At 61.2% G+C, this 23,064-nt stretch carries 21 protein-coding genes and 1 pseudogene; 14 read left to right on the forward strand and 8 right to left on the reverse strand.

From position 1 onward, the window contains the following. Nucleotides 1-4: 4 nt before the first annotated feature. Nucleotides 5-1,330 (reverse strand): ABC transporter substrate-binding protein, encoded by a 1,326-nt coding sequence (locus CO667_RS15155; protein ID WP_097619134.1) that lies wholly within the window; start codon nucleotides 1,328-1,330, stop codon nucleotides 5-7. Between the two features lie 524 nt (nucleotides 1,331-1,854). Here CO667_RS15155 and CO667_RS15160 point away from each other — a divergent pair. The 5 genes from CO667_RS15160 (at nucleotide 1,855) to CO667_RS15180 (ending at nucleotide 8,520) form a co-directional block, all read left to right on the forward strand. Further along, nucleotides 1,855-3,300, forward strand: a complete 1,446-nt coding sequence (locus CO667_RS15160; RefSeq protein ID WP_097619135.1) for an MFS transporter — start codon at nucleotides 1,855-1,857, stop codon at nucleotides 3,298-3,300. Nucleotides 3,301-3,578: 278 nt separating this feature from the next. Then, entirely contained in the window at nucleotides 3,579-4,643 is a 1,065-nt protein-coding gene (locus CO667_RS15165; RefSeq protein ID WP_097619136.1) for a histidine kinase dimerization/phosphoacceptor domain -containing protein, read from the forward strand. A 245-nt stretch (nucleotides 4,644-4,888) separates the two neighbouring features. Next, complete coding sequence (locus CO667_RS15170) at nucleotides 4,889-5,440, forward strand: DUF924 family protein (RefSeq protein WP_097619137.1); 552 nt, start codon at nucleotides 4,889-4,891, stop codon at nucleotides 5,438-5,440. 169 nt (nucleotides 5,441-5,609) lie between these two features. Continuing rightward, nucleotides 5,610-8,141: a mechanosensitive ion channel family protein gene (locus CO667_RS15175; protein WP_097619138.1), complete on the forward strand. Its 2,532-nt coding sequence runs from the start codon at nucleotides 5,610-5,612 to the stop codon at nucleotides 8,139-8,141. Nucleotides 8,142-8,253: 112 nt separating this feature from the next. Further along, nucleotides 8,254-8,520 carry a hypothetical protein gene (locus CO667_RS15180; protein ID WP_097619139.1) on the forward strand — a complete coding sequence of 89 codons (267 nt, stop codon included), beginning with the start codon at nucleotides 8,254-8,256 and terminating at the stop codon, nucleotides 8,518-8,520. A 21-nt stretch (nucleotides 8,521-8,541) separates the two neighbouring features. Here the strand turns inward: CO667_RS15180 and arsK are convergent, their stop codons facing one another. Genes arsK through CO667_RS15210 form a run of 6 tightly spaced genes read right to left on the reverse strand, consistent with a single transcriptional unit; the run spans nucleotide 8,542 to nucleotide 12,471 of the window. After that, nucleotides 8,542-9,777, reverse strand: coding sequence for an arsenite efflux MFS transporter ArsK (gene arsK, locus CO667_RS15185; RefSeq protein ID WP_097619140.1), 1,236 nt, complete (start codon nucleotides 9,775-9,777; stop codon nucleotides 8,542-8,544). Next, nucleotides 9,774-10,499 (reverse strand): arsenical resistance protein ArsH, encoded by a 726-nt coding sequence (gene arsH, locus CO667_RS15190; RefSeq protein WP_179874146.1) that lies wholly within the window; start codon nucleotides 10,497-10,499, stop codon nucleotides 9,774-9,776. The genes arsK and arsH overlap by 4 nt, the downstream gene beginning before the upstream one ends. Continuing rightward, entirely contained in the window at nucleotides 10,474-10,896 is a 423-nt protein-coding gene (gene arsC / locus CO667_RS15195; protein ID WP_097619142.1) for an arsenate reductase (glutaredoxin), read from the reverse strand. Before arsC ends, arsH begins: the two co-directional genes overlap by 26 nt. Next, nucleotides 10,893-11,588 (reverse strand): MIP/aquaporin family protein, encoded by a 696-nt coding sequence (locus tag CO667_RS15200; RefSeq protein ID WP_097619143.1) that lies wholly within the window; start codon nucleotides 11,586-11,588, stop codon nucleotides 10,893-10,895. Before CO667_RS15200 ends, arsC begins: the two co-directional genes overlap by 4 nt. Next, on the reverse strand, nucleotides 11,588-12,118 hold the full coding sequence (locus CO667_RS15205; protein WP_097619144.1) for an arsenate reductase ArsC: 531 nt from the start codon (nucleotides 12,116-12,118) through the stop codon (nucleotides 11,588-11,590). The genes CO667_RS15200 and CO667_RS15205 overlap by 1 nt, the downstream gene beginning before the upstream one ends. Further along, nucleotides 12,115-12,471 carry a metalloregulator ArsR/SmtB family transcription factor gene (locus CO667_RS15210; protein ID WP_097619145.1) on the reverse strand — a complete coding sequence of 119 codons (357 nt, stop codon included), beginning with the start codon at nucleotides 12,469-12,471 and terminating at the stop codon, nucleotides 12,115-12,117. Before CO667_RS15210 ends, CO667_RS15205 begins: the two co-directional genes overlap by 4 nt. Nucleotides 12,472-12,513: 42 nt before the next feature. On the opposite strand from CO667_RS15210, the gene CO667_RS15215 reads away from it, so the two are divergent. The 8 genes and pseudogenes from CO667_RS15215 to CO667_RS15240 all read left to right on the forward strand — a co-directional run bounded on the left by CO667_RS15215 (nucleotide 12,514) and on the right by CO667_RS15240 (nucleotide 18,559). Then, a complete protein-coding gene (locus tag CO667_RS15215) occupies nucleotides 12,514-13,035 on the forward strand; it encodes a DUF6428 family protein (protein WP_097619146.1) in 522 nt (173 codons plus the stop codon). 133 nt (nucleotides 13,036-13,168) lie between these two features. Next, nucleotides 13,169-13,672 carry a DinB family protein gene (locus CO667_RS15220; protein WP_097619147.1) on the forward strand — a complete coding sequence of 168 codons (504 nt, stop codon included), beginning with the start codon at nucleotides 13,169-13,171 and terminating at the stop codon, nucleotides 13,670-13,672. 19 nt (nucleotides 13,673-13,691) lie between these two features. Next, nucleotides 13,692-14,306 carry a TetR/AcrR family transcriptional regulator gene (locus tag CO667_RS15225; protein WP_097619148.1) on the forward strand — a complete coding sequence of 205 codons (615 nt, stop codon included), beginning with the start codon at nucleotides 13,692-13,694 and terminating at the stop codon, nucleotides 14,304-14,306. A gap of 40 nt (nucleotides 14,307-14,346) precedes the next feature. After that, on the forward strand, nucleotides 14,347-14,550 hold the full coding sequence (locus CO667_RS35405) for a hypothetical protein (RefSeq protein WP_179874147.1): 204 nt from the start codon (nucleotides 14,347-14,349) through the stop codon (nucleotides 14,548-14,550). Nucleotides 14,551-14,573: 23 nt separating this feature from the next. Next, the gene (locus CO667_RS36245; protein ID WP_280953221.1) at nucleotides 14,574-14,699 is read left to right on the forward strand and encodes a hypothetical protein; all 126 of its coding nucleotides are present in this window, start codon (nucleotides 14,574-14,576) and stop codon (nucleotides 14,697-14,699) included. 144 nt (nucleotides 14,700-14,843) lie between these two features. After that, nucleotides 14,844-15,674, forward strand: coding sequence for a response regulator (locus tag CO667_RS15230; RefSeq protein ID WP_085737551.1), 831 nt, complete (start codon nucleotides 14,844-14,846; stop codon nucleotides 15,672-15,674). Between the two features lie 186 nt (nucleotides 15,675-15,860). After that, the gene (locus tag CO667_RS15235) at nucleotides 15,861-17,192 is read left to right on the forward strand and encodes a diguanylate cyclase (protein ID WP_097619149.1); all 1,332 of its coding nucleotides are present in this window, start codon (nucleotides 15,861-15,863) and stop codon (nucleotides 17,190-17,192) included. Between the two features lie 220 nt (nucleotides 17,193-17,412). After that, a pseudogene (locus CO667_RS15240) lies at nucleotides 17,413-18,559 on the forward strand (IS4 family transposase). 111 nt (nucleotides 18,560-18,670) lie between these two features. Here the strand turns inward: CO667_RS15240 and CO667_RS15245 are convergent. After that, complete coding sequence (locus CO667_RS15245; protein WP_097619150.1) at nucleotides 18,671-19,690, reverse strand: GlxA family transcriptional regulator; 1,020 nt, start codon at nucleotides 19,688-19,690, stop codon at nucleotides 18,671-18,673. 482 nt (nucleotides 19,691-20,172) lie between these two features. Here CO667_RS15245 and CO667_RS15250 point away from each other — a divergent pair, with 482 nt between their 5' ends. Then, nucleotides 20,173-22,965, forward strand: coding sequence for a DEAD/DEAH box helicase family protein (locus CO667_RS15250; protein WP_097619151.1), 2,793 nt, complete (start codon nucleotides 20,173-20,175; stop codon nucleotides 22,963-22,965). Nucleotides 22,966-23,064 lie beyond the last annotated feature (99 nt).

Consider the following 23,064-nt stretch of genomic DNA (forward strand, 5'->3'; position numbering starts at 1 on the left):
GGCACTAGATCTTGCCGTCGTCCTTGAAGACGTCGCTCCAGTCCTTCACCAGGCCGTCGAGCGCTTCCTTGGCGGTGCCGTTGCCGGCGACCACGTAGTTGTGGACGCGCTTCTGCATGGCCTGCAGCAGCGAAGCATAACTCGGCTCGGCCCAGAAGTCCTTGACGATCGCCATCGAGTCCAGGAAGGCCTGGGCATAGGGCTGGCTCTTGGCAAAATCCGGCGCGTTGACGACCGAATTCAGGCAGGAGAAGCCGCCGAGCTCCCACCATTTGGCCTGCACATCGGGTTGTGCGAACCATTTGATGTATTGCAGGGCGGCGTCGCGCTTGTCGGAGTAGGAGACCACCGAGATGCCCTGGCCGCCGAGCTGTGCGAAATGCGCCTTTTCAGCCGGATTGGGGAAGAAGCCGATCCTGTCGCCGCCGACCTTCTCGTCCTTGTAGAGGCCGGGCCAGGTGAAGGCGAAGTTCATCTGCATGGCGACCTGGCCGGATTTGAAGGCGTCGGCGGATTCGACCATGTAGACGTTGGAGCTGCCGGGCGGTGTGCAGCAATCGTAGAGCGACTTGTAGAATTCGAGACCCTTGACCGCGTCGGCCGAGTTGACGAAGCCTACCATCTCGTAGGGCTTCTTCGGGTTCTCGTATTGGAAGCCCCAGTCGTAGAGGACGTTGGTCACGCCCATGGTGATGCCTTCGGAGCCGCGCTCGGTATAGATCGAGGCGCCGTAGACGGTCTTGCCGTCGATCTCGCGCTTCTGGAAGAACTCGGCGATCTGCTTCAGTTCGTCATAGGTCTTCGGGGCTGCGAGATCGTGGCCGTATCTCGCCTTGAATTCCTTCTGCAGTTCCGGCTTCTCGAACCAGTCCTTGCGGTAGGTCCAGCCGACGACGTCGCCCATGGCGGGCAGCGCCCAGTAGTTCGGCGTGTTCTTCGGCCATTCCGAGTAGCCGACAACCGTCGCCGGCACGAAGTCATCCATCTTGATGCCTTCCTTGTCGAAGAAGTCGTTGAGCTTGACGTAATGGCCGTTCTCGGCCGAGCCGCCGATCCACTGGCTGTCGCCGATGATGAGATCGCAGAGCTTGCCGTGGGAATTCAGCTCGTTGAGGAAGCGGTCGGCATAACTCGTCCAGGGAACGAATTCGAACTTCATCTGCGTGCCAGTCTTGGTGGTGAAGTCCTTCGACAGCTCGACCAGCGCATTGGCGGGATCCCATGCGGCCCAGCACAGCGTCAGTTCATCGGCTTTGGCGAGATTGGGCAATGCCGACGACATGACGAATGCCGCAGCCAGCCCCAAAAGGGCTTTCGATGTTTTCTGCATAAGTTCCTCCCAGAACCAATGCCGGCTCCCCGCCGGCGTCGCATGTTCACCCATTTCAGAGAATGCTCACATGAACTCCTCAATCATCATGTTTAGCAGTATGTTTAGTGATAGAGGATTTTATAAACATTGCAAGTGATATTAGTTGCTGCGGCGCACAGGTGCTGCCGGCACTGTTTCGAGCGATCTCTCCGCTGACTCCTGAAAATTTCCGGCGCAGGCGTACCGATACGGGGCAATCTGACCTCGCTGCGGGAGGGCTTGCAGGATATGGACCTCGACACCGCTCCTGTTTTCCCGGGAGGGTTCAAACTTAGCCTCGCTTCGGCGGGGCTTTTTCTTAAGCGCCGACCGCCGGCCGCATCGGGAATCTTTCGTCCGACTGCAAGATTTAGCCTTTCCGGCCTGATGCAACGGGCGTATTCAGCCAATGCGCGGCCTCGTTCGCGCGCTTCCCGCGGCAGATCTTCCGATCGGCTCCTTCCCGTTTCCCTGCCGCGCCGACAATTCGCATTGTGAGATCGATGACCACGGCGGAGACGAGCGAGAACGGGCAAGAGGCGGCGAGCGGCCGCCAGGCGAAGATCGTGGCGCTGGTCGTTGCCGTCTCCTTCTTCATGCAGATCCTCGACGGCACGATCGTCGCCACCTCGCTGCCGCAGATGGCGGCGAGCTTCAACGTGCAGCCGGTGTCGATGAGCATCGGCATTACCGTCTACATGCTGACGATGGCCGCCTTCATTCCGCTGTCGGGCTGGCTCGGCGACCGGTTCGGAGCGCGGCGCGTCTTCCTGACGTCGATCGGCGTCTTCACGATCGCCTCGCTGTTCTGCGGGCTCTCCGGCAGCCTCACGGAATTCGTGCTGTGGCGTGCGCTGCAGGGGGCAGGCAGCGCTTTGATGACGCCGGTCGGGCGCATCATCGTGCTGAAGAACGCCCGCAAGTCCGAACTCGTGCAGGCGATTGCGCTGATCACATGGCCGGCGCTGACGGCACCTGTCATCGGCCCGGTGCTCGGCGGCTTCATCACCACCTATGCCAGCTGGCACTGGAACTTCCTGATCAACATCCCGATCGGCGTCCTCGGCATGGGGCTGGTGCTGCGCTTCGTGCCCGAGCAGCGCGAGTCCGATCCCGGCCGGCTGGATGTCCTCGGTTTCATCCTAAGTGCGGCAGGGCTGACCTTCCTGCTGACTGCCCTGGAACTCTCGGTCAAATGGGACGGCGGACTTCTGCCCGTCATGGCGATGCTGGCGGCGGGCATCGTACTCTCCTTCCTGGCGACGCGGCATTTCCTGGCTGTCGACAATCCGCTGCTTGATCTTTCAGCCTTCCGCGTCCAGACCTTCTCGATGTCGACGCTTTCGGCGGGCACGGCCTGCCGGACGGCGATCAATGCGACGCCGTTCCTGCTGCCACTGCTGTTCCAGCTCGGCTTCGGGCTGAGCTCGATTGCCGCCGGCGCCTATCTGCTCGTCTATTTCCTCGGCAATCTCGGCATGAAGACGGTGACGACGCCGCTCTTGCGCTTTTTCGGCTTCCGCACGGTGCTGGTGCTGAACGGGCTGATCGCCGCATTTTCGATCGTCGCCTGCGGTTTCCTTTCGCCTGACACGCCGCGGTTTTTCATCCATGCGCTGCTTTTTCTCGCCGGCCTGTCGCGGTCGATGGAATTCACGGCGCTGAATACCCTCGCCTTCGCCGATATCGGCCCGGCGCAGCGCAGTTCGGCCTCGACGCTGTCGAGCATGCTGCAGCAGGTGTCGATGCTGCTCGGCGTCGCGGTGGCGGCGGCCGTGCTCAATATCGCCTCGGCTCTCAGGGGCGCCGACAATCCCGTTCTCGCCGATTTCCGCTGGGCTTTCGTCGTGGTCGGCGTAATCGGCGTCGTCTCTTCGCTGCGCTTCCTGCAATTGCCGGCGGAGGCAGGGGCGGAAGTCTCAGGCCACAGGAAATTCCAAAGAAATTAGCTTCGCCGACGGAACCAATCGGGCGGCTCGGCGTTCATGCATCTCGTTTCAGCTTTTCGTTTTCCCCCTCCTTCAACCGCTTCCTTAGGAAACCCTCCCGGGCCTCGGGCACGTTCTGAAAATGCCGAATTTCCCCCATCCTTCATCCGCGCCGCCCGCGACAAGAGCGTGGAAGAGCCGCTGTTTACCTCAGGGGGGCAATGCAATACGACATTGCCATGCGGACGACTCGGACGCTTGCGGGCGGTCGTCGCTCAGAGAGAACGCCGGGAGGCGGAATGAGCAATTCTAGCGGCGATGCGGATGCCCTGTTCCGCATCCTCTATATCGACGATGACGAGGGGCTGGCCCTGCTAATGCAGAAGAACCTCAGCCGGCGCGGCTTTTCGGTCGAGTGGGCGCAGAATGGCGCTGCCGGCCTTGCCAGGCTCGGCGAAGGCGGCATCGATGCCGTCGTGCTCGACCATGTCCTGACTGAGGAGACCGGCCTCGAAATCCTGCCCTGCATCGCTGATATGCCGGATCATCCGCCGGTCATCTATGCGACGGGTTCGGACGATACCAGTATCGCGGTCGCGGCGCTGAAGGCCGGCGCCGACGACTACATGCTCAAGGGAATCTCGGCCGACTATTTCGACCTGCTGGCCGCTGCCCTCGAGCAGGCGCTGGAGCGGGCGCGTTTTCGCCGCGAGACGGCGCAGGCGCAGGAGGTGATCCGCCAGCAGCGCGACCTTGCCGAGATGCTGCTTGCCGAGGTCAATCACCGCATCGCCAACAGCCTCGGCCTGGTCGGCGCGCTGATCCGCATGCAATCCTCGATGACCAAGGACCAGGTGGCGATCGACGCGCTGCACGAAACGCAGATGCGCATCAACGCCATCGCCAGCGTCCACCGCCGCCTCTACACCAACCGGCAGGTCGGCTCGGTGCAGGTCGACGAATATTTAAACAGCCTGCTCACCGAACTCGAAGCCTCGATGCGCGACGACAAGCGGCCGCACCGCATCGTGTTGACCGCCGAGCCGGTCAATCTGGCGACCGACAAGGTGATCACGCTCGGCCTGATCGTCAGCGAACTCGTTACCAACGCCTTCAAATATGCCTATCCGGACAGCGTGTCGGGCGAGATCCGCGTTTTCGTGGACCAGGCGGACGAGGCGTTGAGGGTCATCGTCGAGGACGACGGCGCCGGTTTCGACCCGTCGAACCCGGCGAGGGGAACCGGCCTCGGCACGCGTATTTTGACGGCCATGGCAGCGAGCTTGAAATCGGATTTCGCCTATGACCCCGGGCATGACGGGACGAAGGCGACGCTGGTGTTTTCGATGCAGGAGGGGAAGTAGGGGTAGAGCGTTAGAGCCGGGGAGGCAAAAATGAAGGGTGTGCCGAATGGCCCCCTCATCCGGCTGCCGCCACCTTCTCCCCGCTGGGTAGAAGGGATTCGTGGCCACGTCTCGATTCCCGCTTCTCCCCAGCCGGGAGAAGGTGCCCGTAGGGCGGATGAGGGGGCCACCTGGCGCACACTTATCCTATTTGTACAACAGCTTACCGGAATAGCGTCAACAAACCTAACGCTAGGGGAGGAGCCATGACGACGATCCGCACACCTCTTGAAGTCTATGATTTCTGGTTCGTCCGATGCGGCCGGGAGCTGTGGTTCCGTCCACCGCCGGAACTCGATGTCGAGATCCGCGAAGGCTTCCGCGATACGCATCTGGCGCTTGCCGCAGGTGTCGGCGACGAATGGCGGGCCGACCCTGTCAGTCGGCTGGCGGCCGTCATCGTGCTCGACCAGTTTCCCCGCAACATCTATCGCGGCACGGCACTTGCCGTTGCGACCGACGGGCTGGCGCTTCGGGAGGCCAAGCTTGCGCTCGCAGCGGGCGCCGACCAGGCGGTCGAGCCGGCCTGCCGCACCTTCTTCTATTTGCCGTTCGAACATGCCGAGGATCTCGGCGAGCAGGATCGCTCGGTGGAATTGTTCACCGCCCTCGGCGACGAGGAATATCTCGATTATGCGATCCGCCATCGCGAGGTGATCGCGACCTATGGCCGTTTTCCGCACCGCAACGCCATGCTGGGGCGGGAGTCGACGACGGGGGAGCGCGACTATCTTTCCAAGCCCGGCGCCGGTTTCTAAGCGTTTCCCATGCGTGTCACTGAGGGTGCTAAGGACGAGATGAAGGCCCGAGCGTATCTTATGGAACAAGCTCGAGGCGAGCGCTTTCGGCCTCTTCCGCCTTTCTGTCGCCTTTCTTTGCAATGAAAAGCTGGCATTCTATCCCGACGACAACTTTCCGGAGGCGCTTTTGCGGCTGAGGTCCATCCTGCTTCGCACCATTCTTCTCGTGACGCTGGCGCTCGCCGGCGCGCATTTCGAGAGTGCCGCAGCCTTCGCGCAGGAACCGCAGACGCCGGCGGCCGCGCCGGCGCCGGTCGATACGCCGTTCGACCAGGCGGCAAAGGAAATTGAGAAGGCGAAGACCCAGCTCGCCGCATTTCAGGACAGCGTCAAGCAGAATGCCGACAACGACGATGCGCTGGTCGGGCTGGCGACCAAGGCTGACGAACTCAGCCGCGCCGTTATCACCATATCGGTCAATCTCCGGCCGCGATTGGACCAGATCAAGAACCGGCTTGCCGAGATCGGCGAGGCGCCGAAGGATGGGCAGCCGCCCGAGGCGCAGATCGTCACGGACGAGCGCAATGCGCTTGCCGCCGAGCGTGCGCAGATCAACGCGGTGACGGGCGATGCCGAAAACCTGTCGATTGCGGTGACCAAGCTTCTCAATGAGATCATCCAGATGCGGCGGCAGCTTTTTGCCGATACGCTTTTCAAGCGCACCGAGATCTCGGTCTCTGTCCTCGACGATGCCGCCAGCGCCTTCGTGCGGGAAACCGGCGAATTTGCGCAGGCTCTGTCGAGCTGGGCCGTCTTCGTCTGGAAATTCAAGCGGTTTCCGATGTTTGCCGCGATCTTCCTGTCGCTCGCCTCGGCGCTGATCCTGCTTTCCGGCAGCTACCGGCTATTCGGCTCATACCTGCGCCGAGACGAGGCGGTCGAAAACCCGTCCTATATCGGCCGGCTGTCGATCGCCTTCTGGTCGACGCTGATCCGCACGCTGGCGCTCTCGGTGCTGCTCGTCACCTCATTCTTCTTCCTCAACAGTTTCAACGTGTTGCGGCCGGATATAGCGCCTGTTATCGGCGCATTGTTCGGGGCGATCGGGCTCGTCTATTTCGTTGGCCGCTTCGTCAACGCCATCTTCGCGCCGAACGAACCGCATTGGCGGCTCGTTCGGCTTTCCAATCTTGGCGCGCGCTCGATCGGCTATTGCCTGCTGGCGATGGCCGTCGTCAACGCGCTCGACTATCTCTTCGGTACGATCGGCGAGGCGATGGGCTCGCCGCTGGTGCTGACCGTGGTCAGGAGCCTGATCGCGGCGCTGATCATCGGCATGATCCTGATCGTGGCCTCCTTCGGCAAACCGATGCTGGCGAAGAACGGCGATCCCGATGCGCCGGGCCGGCATTGGCCGCGCGGCATGGCGATCATACTGCGCGTGGTCGGCGCCGGCCTGATCGTCTCGGCGCTGACGGGTTACGTCGGGCTTGCCCGCTTCGTCGCCACGCAGCTCATCATCACCGGCGCTGTGGTCGCCACCATGTATGTCGGCCTGCTCTCGGGCAAGGCGATATCGCGGCAGGAAAGCTTCGGCGACACCTTCTTCGCACGCTTCCTGACCCGCCGCTTCAATCTCGGGCCGGTGGCGATAGACCAGGCGGGCCTGCTCGTCGGCCTTGCCATCTATGCAGTGGCGCTGCTTGTCGGCATTCCGCTGATCCTGCTGCTTTGGGGCTTCCATGTGCAGGACCTGCAGCTCATCGCCTACCGGCTGTTCACCGAGGTGAGACTCGGCGGCATCAGCATCTCGCTGCTCGGCATCTGCACCGGCATCCTGCTGTTTGCCGGCGTCTATCTGCTGACGCGCTGGCTGCAGCGCTGGCTCGACGGCAATGTGATGGCGCGAAGCCATGTCGATCTCGGCGTGCGCAATTCGGTCAAGACGGGTATCGGCTATCTCGGCGTCGGCATCGCGGCGATCATTGGCGTTTCGGCGGCCGGCATCGATCTGTCGAGCTTCGCGCTCGTCGCCTCGGCGCTTTCGGTTGGTATCGGTTTCGGTCTGCAGAACATCGTTTCCAACTTCGTCTCCGGCCTGATCCTGCTCGTCGAGCGGCCATTCAAGGTCGGCGATCATGTCGTCTCAGGCACGGCCGAAGGCATCGTCAAGCGCATCTCGGTGCGCGCTACCGAGATCGAGACCTTCCGCAAGCAGGCGATCATCGTGCCGAATTCGGAGCTGATCAACGGCCTCGTCGGCAACTGGACGCACCGCAACAAGATCGGCCGCTCGGAAATCCCGGTTTCCGTCGCCTATAACGCCGATCCGCAGCAGGTGATGGACATCCTGCTCGAACTGACGGCGAAGATACCGCTCGTCATGCGCAACCCGGAGCCACATGTCGAATTCCTGCGCTTCGGCCCTTATTCGCTGGATTTCGAGTTGCGCTTCTTCCTCGCCGACATGGGCGACGGCATGACGGTGCGCAACAATCTGAGGATCGAGATCCTCAAGCGCTTCAAGGCCGAGGGCATCGAGATCCCGCTGCCACAGACCGATCTTACCATCCATCGGGACGCTCGTCCGGCCCTTGCCGATGCGGGTAGGGATCGGCCGGACGGCCAGGAAATTCCAGGGGATAGGCCGATGGAGGAAGAGGAGCGGCCGGTGCGGCAGCTGCGCGGGCGCACGGCGGATGGCAGCTTGAAGAGCTGAACGGCTCATTCAGCCATCATTCACAGATCTATGTGCATCATCTCCACCATCGGGATCGCTGCCGAGGGCAGCACCGGTCGTTCGAGGGGAGGGCGCGTCCGCGCCGCCGCACATGATGGCAAGGTTTGCCGCCGTTCTGCTTGTCCCGCTGCTTGCCGCGCCCGCGGCCGAGGCGGCATCCATCACCAACACCGACCCCGCCGCCGTCGTGCTCGTTATCACCGAGAGCGGCCAGCGCGTCGAGGTCGTGGTCGATGCCGGCGCTTCGGAAAACCTCTGCCCTTCCGGCTGCTTTATGACGACGCCCGACGGCGACCGTATCGGCCTCGATGGTGGCGAGACGATCGACATCGTCAAGGGCTCGGCGGTCGTCAAGTAGCGCCTGCTGCGTTGACCGGGCTCACGCTTCTCCTGCGTTTGGAATAATTTCCGGCCGGGCAACCGGGCGCGTCAGCCGCATGATGGCGAGGAAGGTGGCGACGGCGATGCTGCCGAGCAGCGCTGCGACTGTGAGCGACCAAGACACGCCGATCGTTCCCATCATGAAGGCGAGCGCAAAAGGCGCCGTCGACGAGACGACGAGGCGGGTCGACAATACCTGTCCCTGGCGCCGGCCATAACCTTCACTTCCGAACAGCGCCAGGGGCAACGTGCCTTGCACGATGCTGCTGAGGCCCGAGCCGAGGCCGAAGACGACGGCGAAGACCAGCGCGCCCGGCACCGATGGGGCGGTTAAGACAAGCACGGCAAGGGCTGCCGGCAACAGCACGGCGGAAATGAGGGCGAGCACCAGCTGCGGCAGGCCACCGCCGAAGACCATGTTGATGAAGCGGCTCAGCACCTGCGACGGGCCGAAGAGGGTGCCGACCATCACCGCCATGGCGCCAAGACCGAGGGCCGACATGACGGGCACCATATGGATCAGAAGTGCGGCGTTGACGAAGCTTTCCAGGGCAAAGCCCGCGACCATCAGAATGAAGGCCGGCGTTCGGATCGAGGCGGGAAGGCTCGGCTCGATGCGCCTTGCCGCGCTGCCCGCCTCGCGTCTGCCGATGTCGCCGGTGCTGCGCGCCAGCCAGGCATGAATGGGAAGGCAGACCGCCAAGTTGAGGGCGGCGAAGACGAGATAGACGTTCTGCCAGGACAGCTGCGCGTGCAGCCCCGTGGTGATCGGCCAGAAGATCGTCGAGGCGAAGCCGGCGATCAGGGTCAGGTAGGTGATGCTGCGTTGGGCGACCCTCGGCCTGATCTGGACGAGCAGGGCGAAGGCGGCGGCATATTGCACGAGGTTCGAGGCCGTCTCGATGGCGATCAGGGCGGCGACGAAGGCAATCTTTCCCGGCGCGAAGGCGCAGGCGGCAAGGGCTGCGGCGGCAATCGCCGAGCCCGCCGTCATGATGCGGCCGGCGCCGAAACGATCGATCCATCTGCCCATCAGAGGGGCGGCCAGGCCGCCGATCAGAAGGGCGGCCGAGAGCGCGCCGAAGATCCACTCCGATGACCAGTCAAGACCACGGGCCATGTCGGGAGCGAGGATGCTGAAGCTGTAATAAAGCGTTCCATAGCCGATGATCTGCGTGAGGCCGAGCGCGGCGATGGCGGCTACCGGTGGCCTTTCGGTGCCGTTCGTCGTCATAGGGATTTGAGGCTCACGCGCTGTTCGAGTTTTTCGGCTTCTTCTTTCCGCTCGCTGTAGCGGTCGGTCAGGTAGTTCGAGGCATCGCGGGTCAGCAGCGTGAATTTTACCAGTTCCTCGCAGACGTCGACGACGCGGTCGTAGTAAGAGGAAGGCTTCATCCGGCCATTCGCGTCGAACTCCTGAAACGCTTTGGCGACGGAGGACTGATTGGGGATGGTGATCATCCGCATCCAGCGGCCAAGGATGCGGAGCTGGCTCACCGCGTTGAAGGACTGGGAACCGCCGGAAACCTGCATTACCGCCAGCGTCTTTCCTTGTGTCGGCCTGATCGAGCCGACCGACAGCGGAATCCAGTCAATCTGCGCTTTCAAGATGCCGCTCATCGCGCCATGCCGTTCGGGGCTGACCCACACCTGGCCTTCCGACCAAGCCGACAATTCACGCAGTTCCTGAACCTTCGGGTGGCTCGCCGGTTCCGCGTCGGGCAGCGGCAGACCTTCGGGATTGAAGATCCGCACTTCGCAGCCGAAATATTCGAGCAGCCGCCCGGCTTCCTGCGCGAGCAGGCGGCTGTAGGACACCGCTCGCAAGGAGCCGTAAAGGATCAGGATGCGCGGCTTGTGCGTCGAGAACGCCGGCCTGAGTGCATCCATATCCGGTTGCTGCAGATGCATAGGGGATGCTGCGGGCAAATCAGACAATGCGCTTGCCCTCTGCATCGAGCACCTTCTCGCCGTCTTCCTTGGCGAAAGCGCCCTTATGGGTTTCCGGCAGGATTTCCAGGACAAGTTCCGAAGGCCGCGACAGGCGTGTGCCGAGCGGTGTCACGACGAACGGCCGGTTGATCAGGATCGGCTGCGCCAGCATGGCGTCGAGAAGCTGGTCGTCGCTGAGCTTCGGATTGTCGAGGCCGAGTTCGCCGTAAGGCGTATCCTTCTGGCGAATGGCATCGCGCACGGTCAGGCCGGCATCGGCGATCATCTTGATCAGGTCCTGGCGTGACGGCGGGTTTTCGAGATAGTCGATGACATCAGGTTCGATGCCGGCATTGCGGATCATCGCCAGCGTATTGCGCGACGTGCCGCATGCCGGGTTGTGGTAGATGGTGACGTTCATAGTTTTGCCTCTGACGACAGGGTTGATGAAGCGCCCGGCTGCAGCAGCCAGGTGAAGAGGAGAAGGGCTGCGACCGCGCCTGTGATTTCGGCGATCCAGAAGCCGGGAAGATCGATCGGGCGGATGCCGGAGAAGGTGTCGGTCAGCGACCGGGCGAGGGCTACGGCCGGATTGGCGAAAGAAGTGGAGGCGGTGAACCAGTAGGCGGCGGTGATATAGAGCCCGACCAGCCACGGCACCGCCTTCTGCTCGAACCTGATGCCGGCGAGAATGATGGCCACCAGGCCGAAGGTCGCCACACCTTCGGAAAACCATTGCGCGCCGCCGGTGCGCACCTTGCTCGACATTTCGAGGATCGGCAGGGCGAACATCAGATGGGCGGTGATCGTCCCGGCGATGCCGCCGACGATCTGCGCGGCGACATAGCCGGCGAGATCGCGTTTCGCCAGCGAACGCGACATCGCAAAGACCAGCGAGACCGCGGGATTGAAGTGGGCGCCGGAGATCGGTCCGAGCACGGTGATCAGCACCACCAGCATGGCGCCGGTCGCCAGCGTATTGCCGAGCAGGGCAAGGGCAGTATCCGCAGTCAACGATGCCGCCATGATGCCGGAGCCGACGACGGTTGCGACCAGCATGGCGGTGCCGAGGGCCTCTGCGACCAGACGGCGCGACAGATCGAAGGACGCCATCAGCCGGCCGCCGCCGGTTTTGCGGTCGTGCCTTCCATGGCGCCGATCTGGCGCAGGTGCGATTCCAGGGCGAGCTTGTCGATAGAGGAGAGAGGCAGGCTCAAAAAGGCACTGATCCGGTTTTTAAGGAAGCGGGCCGCCTGCGCGAAAGCACGGCCCTTGTCGACTTCGCTGCCCTCGACGGCAGCGGGATCCTCGACGCCCCAATGGGCAGTCATCGGATGGCCGATCCAGACCGGGCAGGCTTCGCCATGGGCGCTGTCGCAGACGGTGAAGATGAAGTCCATCTCCGGAGCGCCAGGCTCGGCGAACTCGTCCCAGCTCTTCGAGCGGAAGCCGGCCGTGGGGTAACCCTGTGCCGCAAGCTCCTTCAGCGCATGGGGATTGACCTCGCCCTTCGGCTGGCTGCCGGCCGAATAGGCCTTGAATCGGCCTTTGCCTTCGGTCTCCAGGATGGATTCCGCCAGGATCGAGCGGGCTGAATTGCCCGTGCAGAGAAAGAGCACATTGTAAACGCGGTCTGTGGTCATTGCAGTTCCCCCTTGGTTGCAGGTGTACAGCATGCGGCGACGGCAGCAGCCGGAGCGCAGATCTCCGGATTTCCGCCGCAGCAATCTTCCATCAGGAAGCGGATCAGGCCGCCGAGGGCCTCGTAATTGGCGGTGTAGATGATCGAGCGGGATTCACGCTGCTGGGCGATCAGCCCCGACCGTTCCAGCTCCTTCAGGTGGAAGGAGACGTTGGACGGTGAAACCTCCGCCTTCTCAGCGATGGCGCCCGCCGCCATGCCATCGGGGCCTGAGACGACAAGCATGCGGATGATATGCAGGCGCGTTTCCTGTGACAGCGCGCTGAACGCGACGAGGGCTTGACGTTGATCCATATTTCAATGATCCTTGAATTATTGAAACGAGGATTAGCCGATATGAACGCGCTCGACAACGGGAAAATTCGAGAGGACGACATCAGTCTCGGTCTGCTGCTCGATACGCTCGCCGGAGAAAAGGATGCGCCGCTGGTTTTCTACTACGACGGCCAGCCGGTGAAGCCGGGCTGTCATATCACCGAGGTCAAGGCTGGCCAATTCACAGGCCTCGATTGCGGCGCCAATCCCGAGGCATGGGCGGAGATCTTCATCCAGCTCTTGGATGTCGCGGGGGGCGGCCGCACGCATATGCCGGCCGGCAAGTTCTATTCCATCATCCGCAAAGTGACGGAGCACGTGCAGCTCGACGGTTCGGCCAAGCTCACCTTTGAGGTCAGTGACGGCGTGCGGCCGATGCAGCTCTATTGTGCCGCGACACCGGTTCTCAGCGCTGGCGCCGTGCATGTCGAACTGTCGCCGCGGCTGGCAAGCTGCAAGCCGCGCGACCGCTGGCTGGCGGAGGAAAACAGCAAGGCCGCCGTTTGCTGCGGTCCGGCGGCAACGAGCGGCTGCTGCGCGTGATACGAGATTGCGCAGCAGATGCACAGGTGGCGGTCAGATCTTTTGGAAATCCGTTGACTGACCGCCAGTCAGTTGCCTAAATGGAGGCCGTCGGCTTGATGCCGGCGCCACCCGTTTACGCCCGGAGATCGCCATGAGCGCGCAGACGCTGTTGAACTCCCTGTTCCGATACAAAGCCAGCGTCGACGACGAGCTTCTCGACGCCTTGAAGGCGCTCGGCGCGGAGGCACGATCTGATAATTTTCACTCAGCCCTTCGCGTGCTCAATCACGCTCATCTCGTCGATCGCATCTTCGCCGCCAACCTGCAGCGGCTGGATCATTCCTATACGGCGAGCTGGAGCAGCGAAGCGCCGCCTTTGGCGCAGCTGTCGGCCGATATCCGGGATGCCGACCGTTGGTACATCGACTACACCTCGCGCGTAAGCCTTCAGGAGCTGGAGGAGGTCGTCGACTTCACCTTCACCGACGGCGGGCGCGGGCGTATGTCCCGTGAAGAGATGCTGGCCCATGTGGTGACGCATAGCGGCTATCATCGTGGGGAAGTCGGTCGCCTGCTGCCTGATATCGAGAGCACCGCAATGCGCGATGTGTTTACCGGCTACCTGCACAGGACCGATCCCGCGCGCCGTCAGTAAGAGGGGACCAGTCCTGCCGATGCCTGAGAACTCTGTTTCAAAACCGAGAACCAAGCCTCCCGAGGAGCGGCGCGACGAGCTCATGGCCGCGGCCGAGCGGCTGTTTCTGGAAAAGGGTGTGGAGCAGACCACGATCGAGGAGATCACGACGGGGGCAGGGGTCGCCAAGGGCACCTTCTACCTGCATTTTTCCTCGAAGGCCGATGTTCTCCAGGCCCTGCGCGCCCGCTTTGTGCAAGCTGTGCTGGATGGCATCGTCGCGGCCGTCGGGGGATGCCGGGAGGAGGACTGGCGCGGCAAGCTGGCCGCCTGGTCGACGGCATGCGCCACGGGTTATCTCGATGCGGCCGGGCTGCATCATTTCGCCTTCGTGGCGGCACCCCCCGCAACGCGGGAAGGGCTTTCACGCAACATCCTGATCGACCATCTGAGCGAACTCATCGCCGACGGGGCAGGCGAGAACGCCTGGTCGGCCGACGATCCCGGCTTCACGGCGGTGTTCTTGTTCAACGCCCTGCACGGCGTCGTCAATCAGCCCGGCATTGCCGAGACGACCTCGGCCCGTGCCGAATTGCTGCGCGCGATCGAGGCGCATTTCCTGCGCGTGCTGGGTTTGCGGTCAGGCATTGATTGAGGGCCGGTTCGCGGTTGCCGCGTCATTGCGAGAGCAAGGGATGATGGCGAAAGGCGCCTGCCAAATGCGGCTTGCACCCGGGCGGGTCGTGTTGAAAAGCCTGGCATCGACGGCGAAAGACCCACAAGCGGCAATGAAATTGGCTTTGGAAAGCAAGGTGGAAATCCTGTCGCAAGTCCGTCCAACCAGTAGAGACCTTATTATTATAGGAGGAACAACCTGCGGCATGGAAAATCGGCGCTGAAGCGGTAAGCGAAATCGAACCGCATGCGGCGGCCGGACTCCGCTCAGGATGGCGCGAAGCTGAAGATCAAGGTCCTCGGGTCGACCTACAATGCGGCGGTCGTCGGCGAAAGCCCGTTCGATGCGGAGAACGCGGCGCTTCGCGCCTGATTTCTTAATCATATCTGCAAGAAATCGGAGACGGCTCCATCGGGCCGCTTGTTCGTTTCATATCCAGGCAGCTGATTAATAATTATTCAAATCAATTGATGTACCAATTTGATCCGGGGACAGTTTTTACATCAAAGGTTTGCTATGGCGTTTCTAGGTATTTCGGGGATGCAATATTCCGGGGAAATGTTCGCCGGCGCGCGCATTATTGTCGCGGAAGATTCCAACGTATTCACCTCGATGATCAGCAAACGCCTCAAGGAGCTGTTCGACATTGATGTCGAGATCTGCCGCACTTTCGAGGATCTGCAGTTTTCCTACGACAAATCTTCCGACCCGATCACGCTGGCGATCTCGAACATCAACCTGCCCGGCGCCGAAAACGGCGAGGCGCTCGAATATCTGGTCGATCTCTCCATACCCACCATCGTTTTTACCGGCACCTTCCATGAAGGCATGCGCGACAAGCTGATGGCCAAGGATATCGTCGATTATATCCTCAAGGACAATATCTTCGCCGTCGACCTTCTGGCGGAATCGATCTGCCGGTTCCTGACCAATCATCGCCATCACGTGCTGATCGTCGACGATAGTGCGACGGCGCGCGCGTTGCTGTCGAGCCGGTTGAAACGCTACAATTTCCGTGTCAGCACCGCCGAGAACGGCGCCAAAGCGCTGGAGATCCTCAAGGCAAACCGCGATATCGGCCTGATGATTACCGATTACAACATGCCCGACATCGACGGCTTCGAGCTGACGCGGCGCATCCGCTCCAATATCGGCTCGCACGAGCTGCGCATCATCGGCGTGTCCTCCTCCTCGAACCGGCTGCTGTCGGCACGGTTCCTGAAGGCCGGCGGCAATGATTTCATGCTGCGTCCCTTCATCGACGAGGAATTCTACTGCCGCGTCAACCAGAACCTCGATACGCTGCTGCAGATCCAATCGATGCGCAAGGAGCGGGCGGTTGCCTGACGGCTGCTCCAGCATCGATATCGCCAGGCGCCCGGCGATGGCGGTCGGGAACAGTCGTCGAATTTTTGCAATTAGAGGTAATTCCGCCCTCATTTGTCCCCTTCACGTGCATAAGCCTCTCGGCTATCGTTCGCCCCGGGGAGAGGGCCGATTCGAGCCCGTCGGACGTATGGGGGAGTAGCGGCCGTGGCTTTTCAAGCGGATTTTCAGCGAGATGGCATCGGGCTGCGCTCGGGCGGGCTAAAAATACTTCTGGTTGAAGATTCCCGGATGTTTTCCGCCGTGCTCTGTCACCGGTTCCAGACCGAGCTCGGTCTTGCCGTCAAATCCTGCCCATCTCTGAAGGCTCTTCGCAAAGAGCTTGCCGACGACGGCCACGGCTACACCATGGCCGTCGTCGATCTCAACCTGCCGGATTCGCCCTATGGCGAAGCGCTCGACTGCACGATCGAGCACGATATCCCGGCGATCGTCTTCACCGCGACATTCGATCTCAACACGCGCAACAAGATCATGGAGCGCAATGTCATCGATTACGTGCTGAAGGACAATGAATTCGCGCTCGACAATCTGGTCGCCACCGTCCGGCGGGCGATCTCCAACCGCAAGACGCGGGTGCTCGTCGTCGACGATGTTGCTTCGGCGCGCCAGGTGCTGGTCGACCTGCTGAAGGCACAGCAATATCTCGTCGTCGAGGCAAGTTCGGGGCTCGAGGCGCTGGCAGCGCTCGAAGCCTACAGCGATATCGAGCTCGTCGTCACCGACCACCATATGCCCGATATGAGCGGCTACGAACTGACGCGGCGCATCCGCCATCGCTTCGGTTCGGACAGGCTGCGTGTCATCGGCGTTTCCGCCTCCAACGACCGCATGCTTTCGGCGAGTTTCCTCAAGGCCGGCGCCAGCGATTTCGTCTACCGGCCCTTCGTCGCCGAGGAGTTGCAATGCCGCATCGCCAACAATGCCGAGACGCTGGCGCAGATGCGGCAGCTGAGGGCGGCGGCGGCCTGCGATTATCTGACAGGTCTCTATAACCGCCGCTATTTCTATGACAACGGCCCGAAGCTGGTGAACGAGTGCCTGCGGTTGAAGGTGCCGAGTTCCGTTGCCATTCTCGATATCGACCATTTCAAGCGGCTGAACGATACCTATGGCCACGAGATCGGCGACAAGGTGCTGAAGGCTGTCGCAAACAGGCTGTTCACGATCTTCGACGGCAGCGACAATCTTCTTTCGCGCCTCGGGGGCGAGGAGTTCGCCATCCTCTTCCCGCAGATGGATTCCGCTGCCGCGACCAAGCTCTGCGACGAGATCCGCTCGGACATTTCGCGGCTGAAGGTGACGGCCGACGATGAGGAACTCGGTGTTACCATTTCGATCGGCATCGCCGAGATCGGCGGTTACGAGACCTTCGAGAATTACCTCAACGCCGCCGACCAGTTTCTCTACATGGCCAAACACCGCGGCCGCAACCAGGTCTATTCCGACGCCAGAATGACGGAAGAGGCGGCACAGTAAGGGCGCTTCACCTTGCTTATGCCTACAGCCGCCATTGCCTGGCGTCATCCTCGGCCTTGTGCCGAGGATCTGCGACGTTTCAAATGACGAAACGGCAGTAGATGCTCGGGACAGGCCCACGGCTGTCCGGTTTAAATTTGGTGGACAAGGTGCACGGTGTTGATTCTACTCGCATTCGAGCGTTTGGCGACGATCTCGGACACGAAAGAGGAACAACCCCGTGCGGCACAAGAATAGCGTCTTTCATGATCTTTTGAAGCGTATTCCCTGGTCGGCCTTCGACAGGCTTGTGGATGAACACGGTGCCGACAAGCATGTCCGGCGGTTGTCAACGAAAGACCAGTTCATTGCCCTTTTGTACGGACAACTGGCCGGGGCGGTGAGTTTACGCGAGATTACCGGCGGCCTGGAAAGCCATGCAGCACGTCTTTATCATCTCGGCGCGCGGCCGGTGTCGCGCGACGCTTGCCGACGCCAATGCCAAGCGGTCGAGCGCGGTATTTGCCGGACTGTTCGCCGACCTGACGGCAAGGGCAGGACGCGGGCTGCGCCGGGCGGTGGGCGAGGCGACCTACCTCATTGATCCCACGAGCATTCGGCTCAGCGGGGCCGGATCGCAATGGGCGCGGTTTTCCCATCAGGCCTGCGGTGCCAAGGTCCATGTCGTCTACGATGCCGATCATGACAGGCCGATCTATGCGGCCGTCACGCCGGCCAATGTCAACGACATCACCGCGGCCAAGGCCATGCCGATCGAACCCGGCGCCACCTATGTCTTCGATCTCGGCTATTACGATTTCGGCTGGTGGGCAAAGATGGACAAGGCCGGGTGCCGCATCGTCACCCGCTTCAAGTCGCATACGCCGCTTGCCGTGATGCGCGAGCAGGCGGTTGAAGACGCCGGCCCCATCCTGTCCGACCGCATCGGCCTTCTGCCTGCCCGCCAGGCGAAAAACCGCAAAAACCCGTTCAGCGACCCGGTTCGTGAGGTCACTGTCAGAATCGATACGGGAAAGGTGCTGCGTATCCTGTCCAACGATCTTGAGGCGTCGGCCCAGGAGATCGCCGATCTCTACAAGCGTCGCTGGGCGATCGAACTGTTCTTCCGTTGGGTCAAGCAGACCCTGAAGATCAAGCATTTCCTTGGCGTATCCGAAAATGCCGTACGCATCCAGATTGCCGTCGCCCTCATCGCCTTCCTGATCCTGCGCATGGCTCAGGCCGACCAGAACACCGTCCAAAGTCCACTCGCCTTCGCCCGCCTGGTCCGTGCCAACCTCATGCACCGAAGACGAACCGACGCTCTCCTCAAGCCTCCACCCGATGAAATAGCCACACAGCAACAACTCACGCTGAAATGGGCATGAATTTAAACCGGACAGCAGTGGGACAGGCCCGAGCATGACGGAAGAGAGGTCGTCAGATCTCAAAGGCTGCCGAGCAAACTGCCTCTCTCATTTTTTTCAACCGTCGACACCTCACGCCGCCACCGCCTGCCTTGCCGTCGCCATGGTCATCTTGCGCTCGGCGCGCTCCTGCTGCGGCGAGCGATGGTAGAGTTCGCGATAACACTTGGAGAAATGCGAGGCCGAGACGAAGCCGCAGGCGACGGCGACCTCGACGACAGGCATCGAGGACTGCACCAGCAGGTGGCGGGCGCGGTCGAGGCGGATTTCCAGATAGTAGCGGGCCGGCGAGCGGCCCATTTCCTGGCGGAACAGCCGCTCGATCTGACGGCGGGAGAGGCCGGCGCCGTCGGCGATCTCGATCAGCGACAGCGGCTCGGCGAGATTGCCTTCCATCAGCTCGATGATCGACAGCACCTTGGCATTCTGCACACCGAGGCGGGCGCGCAGCGGCAGACGCTGGCGGTCGTGCGGGTTGCGGACGCGATCGGTCAGGTGCTGCTCGCAGATGCGGTTGACAAGGCTTTCGCCGAAATCCTCGCCGACGAGGTTCAGCATCATGTCGAGCGAGGCGGTACCGCCGGCGCAGGTATAGAGATTGCCGTCGATCTCGTAGAGATCGGCATAGACTTCCGCCTGCGGGAAGGCTTCCGAAAAGCCCGGCAGGTTTTCCCAATGGATGGCGCAGCGCTTGCCATTCAGGAGACCGGCCTGGGCAAGCACATGCGCGCCCGTACAGAGGCTGCCGACGGCAACGCCGCGATTGTAGGATTCACGCAGCCAGGCATTGACCGATTTGTTGTTGAACTGCTCGACATCGATGCCCGAACAGACGAGCAGCATGCCCGGCCGGTTTTCGCCGCCGAGATGGCGCCGTTCCTCGGCGAGCGAGGAATTGGCTTCGACGCCGATGCCGCAGGAGGAGTAGACCTTCTCCCCGTCGAGAGAGGCGAGCCGCCAGGTGTAGGCCTGGTAGCCGAGCATGCGATTGGCGATACGCAAGGTGTCCACGGCCGCCGAAAAGGGCAGCATGGTGAATTGCGGTACCATAAAGAAGACCAGCGAACGCTTCTTGATCTGCATCCTGTTCATAGCGAAATCCATGCTCGAGGGACGATGACATATTCGTCGCGCGGAATGCGTCGCACGGATGTCCTGAAAGCGACACTGGCATGGATAAATGCGGCCGGGAAGAGCAAATATGCGACATCGTCGGCGGTTTGGCCGGTTAAACGACCGGAATGGCCGCGGATGGAGCAGATGACAGGCTGATAGGCGACGGAAACTCAAGACTGAAAAGGGCTTGGGAATGACGGTCAGACCACGAAAAAGGCGGCGTTGCGCAAGGCAAACGCCGCCTCTATCTTGGGAAGAATGTCGCATTCATTACATGGTCCGGTGTTTGCTGTCGTCCGTGGCCAGCCCGTCGTTGAAAATCTCGTCAAAAGGCGCGTGGGAGAAATGACAGCCGTTGCATGACACGCGCTAAGATGGTGCAGTGTTTCCAGCAAAGGCATTTCAGCCGCAGCTTCCACAACGACTCGTCCCGTTTGATCCCCAAAAGGCAGCAGTGAATGAAGGACCTCGCTTTCCAAGGCACGTGGCGAACATACCAGCAGAAGATACTCGATGATCTGGCAAATCTCATAGGCGAAGACGGATTGCATATCGTCGCAGCGCCCGGGTCAGGCAAGACGATTTTAGGCCTTGAAGTGATGCGCAGGCTCGGCGAGGCGACTTTGATCCTCGCACCTAGTAAGACCATCCGAGATCAATGGGCGCAGCGGATGCGGATGATGTTTCTGCCGGCGAACGTCGCCGAGCCGGACTGGATTTCCCATGATGTAAGAGCGCCGGGCACTGTCACGATCATAACCTACCAGGCGCTGCATGCGGCGTTCTCCGGGCACACATCCGACGAAGAGACCCTCGACAGTGAAGAGGAGGGCCGCGACGGGGCGCAGTCCGGTGAACTAGGCAAACCGGAGACAGAGAAGGCGAGAAGGAAAATCATCGCGAAGCTGCGTGAGGAGAAGGTTCGCACGCTTGTGCTCGATGAAGCGCACCATCTTAGAAACGAGTGGTGGAAGGCGCTGACGATGCTCAAGGAAGCATTGGGCAAGCCCACCGTCGTCGCGCTGACAGCCACGCCTCCATATGATGTCGATCCCCAGGAATGGGACCGCTATCAGGCGCTGTGCGGGCCGATCGATGGTGAAATTTCCGTGCCGGAACTCGTGTTGCAAGGCGACCTTTGCCCGCATCAGGATTATGTCCATTTCAGCCCGCCTAGCGCGCTGGAAGCACAGAAACTCGCGGAGTTTCGCGCTGAGATCGCTGACTTCATCGAAATGCTGCTCAAGAGCGCAGAATTCAAGCAGGCAATTCTGCGTCACCCATGGATCACGCAGCCGATCGAAAATGTGGAGCATATACTGGATGATGCGCGCTTTTTCTCCAGCATGCTGATCTTCCTGAATTCGCAATATGTCGAGCTACCGCGATCGACTCTCGACATTCTCGGCGTCGAGGCGCGCGAAATACCGGATCTGACGCTTGAATGGATAGAAGCGCTGCTAAACGGCGTTATCTACACCTATCGCGATGATTTCGAGGAAGCGGAGCAGACAGTTCGCTACCAGCAAGACAGGCTGAGGGAAATCAGGGCCGTGGAGCACAGCAGAGTGCGACTGACCGATCCACGATCGGTTCAGAAGCTGCTGGTGTCGAGCGTGAGCAAGCTCAACGCAATCGTCGATATCGCCCGGCTCGAAAGTGCGTCGATGCGCGACGAACTCCGTATGGTTATCCTTTCCGACTATATAAGGAAGGATACGCTGCCCACCGGCCCCGCGGACCTTCCGCCTATCGAGAGAATGGGCGTCGTGCCTATCTTCGAGACCCTGCGGCGGTCCGGACTTGATCTCAAGCTTGGAATTCTGACGGGGAGCCTGGTTCTCATTCCGGTGGGATCGAAAGGCATTCTCGATGAGATCGCAGACCATCTTGGCATTGGTGCGGAGCATATCCGCTATCAGCAGGCGGCGTTCGATGCCGGTTTCCTCAGCGTGGAACTCGCAGGCGAGCGGAGCCGCAATATCGTCCATATGATCACCGAACTGTTCGGTCGCGGCGGGATCACTGTTCTGGTCGGCACTCAGGCCTTGCTGGGCGAAGGATGGGACGCACCCTCCGTAAACACTTTGATCCTGGCAAGCACAGTGGGATCATATGTACTCTCCAATCAGATGCGGGGCCGTGCCATTCGCATTGACCCTCAAAAATCTCAGAAGGCTGCGAACGTCTGGCATCTGGCAGTCATAGACCCTGAAAAGCTCGGACAGAGAATCCCGCTGCGCTTCGGGAAGAAATCGACCGACAGAAAAGCGCCCGACCCGTTTGACACCATGACAATAGACCTGGGCAGCGACGTCGATGCGCTGAAACGCCGGTTCTATGCCTTTGAGGGCTTGTCCTTTGGCGAGCCTCCGCTGATTGAAAGCGGCTTTCAACGATTGATGCTGGGCTCAGCACGGTGGAACGCACATGGTGTCGATGACATCAACAAAATGATGGAACGGCGGGCCATCGACCGTAAATCACTGAAAGCCCGCTGGTATAGCGCGCTGCACAGCAAACGCGCCGTTGCCAGGATGCAGGAAACATTGGAGAGCAACTATGCCCCCAAGGGGCTGGTTAACTGGAACACGACAAAATTTCTGTTTGCACAGAGCGCCGCGATCGCCGGCATGATCTTGAACGGATTCTTGCACAGCTTCCGGGGTGCCCATATTCGATCGCTGCAACAACTGGAGCTGGTCCTATTCGTTGTCTTCGCATCGCTGGCCATCTTCTGTTTGCCGGGCGCGCTCAAAGCCGGCCGGTTGCTGTTGCGCAACGGCTCGCTGGAAGGGAGCATGAAGCAGGTGGGGACAACCGTTCTGGAGGCGCTGCATCATATGGGTGTCATAAAGACCGAGTTGGGAAAAATGAGCGTTGAGGCAACGCTCGACGAAAATGGCATAATTTACTGCCGGCTTGAGGGGGCGACCACAATCGAACGATCCCGCTTTCTCGATACCCTGCGAGAGGTGCTGGTTCCCCCACAGAATCCGCGCTACATCCTCGTGAGGCGGTCGACATTCTGGCGGCTGAAGCGGGTGGATTATCACGCAGTTCCTTCGCTCATCGGCCGGAAGAGAGAAGATGCCGTGTATTTCGCCACACTCTGGAATCGTTATGTCGGTGACTCCGATCTCATCTACACACGCAGCGTGCAGGGCCGGCTGATACTGCTCCAGTTCCGCGCGAAATCATTCGCTTCGGCATTTACCAGGAAAACCGATAGAGTCAGCCGTTGGGAGTGATTGGAAAAGCTGAAGAGCCGAGTACGCCGCAACCGACAGAGCGATCCTGCGGATCAGGCCACGAAAAAGGCGGCGTTGCGCAACGCAGACGCCGCCCCT

Origin of the sequence: Rhizobium sp. L43 (assembly GCF_002531725.1) — a bacterium.
Classification (GTDB): domain Bacteria; phylum Pseudomonadota; class Alphaproteobacteria; order Rhizobiales; family Rhizobiaceae; genus Rhizobium.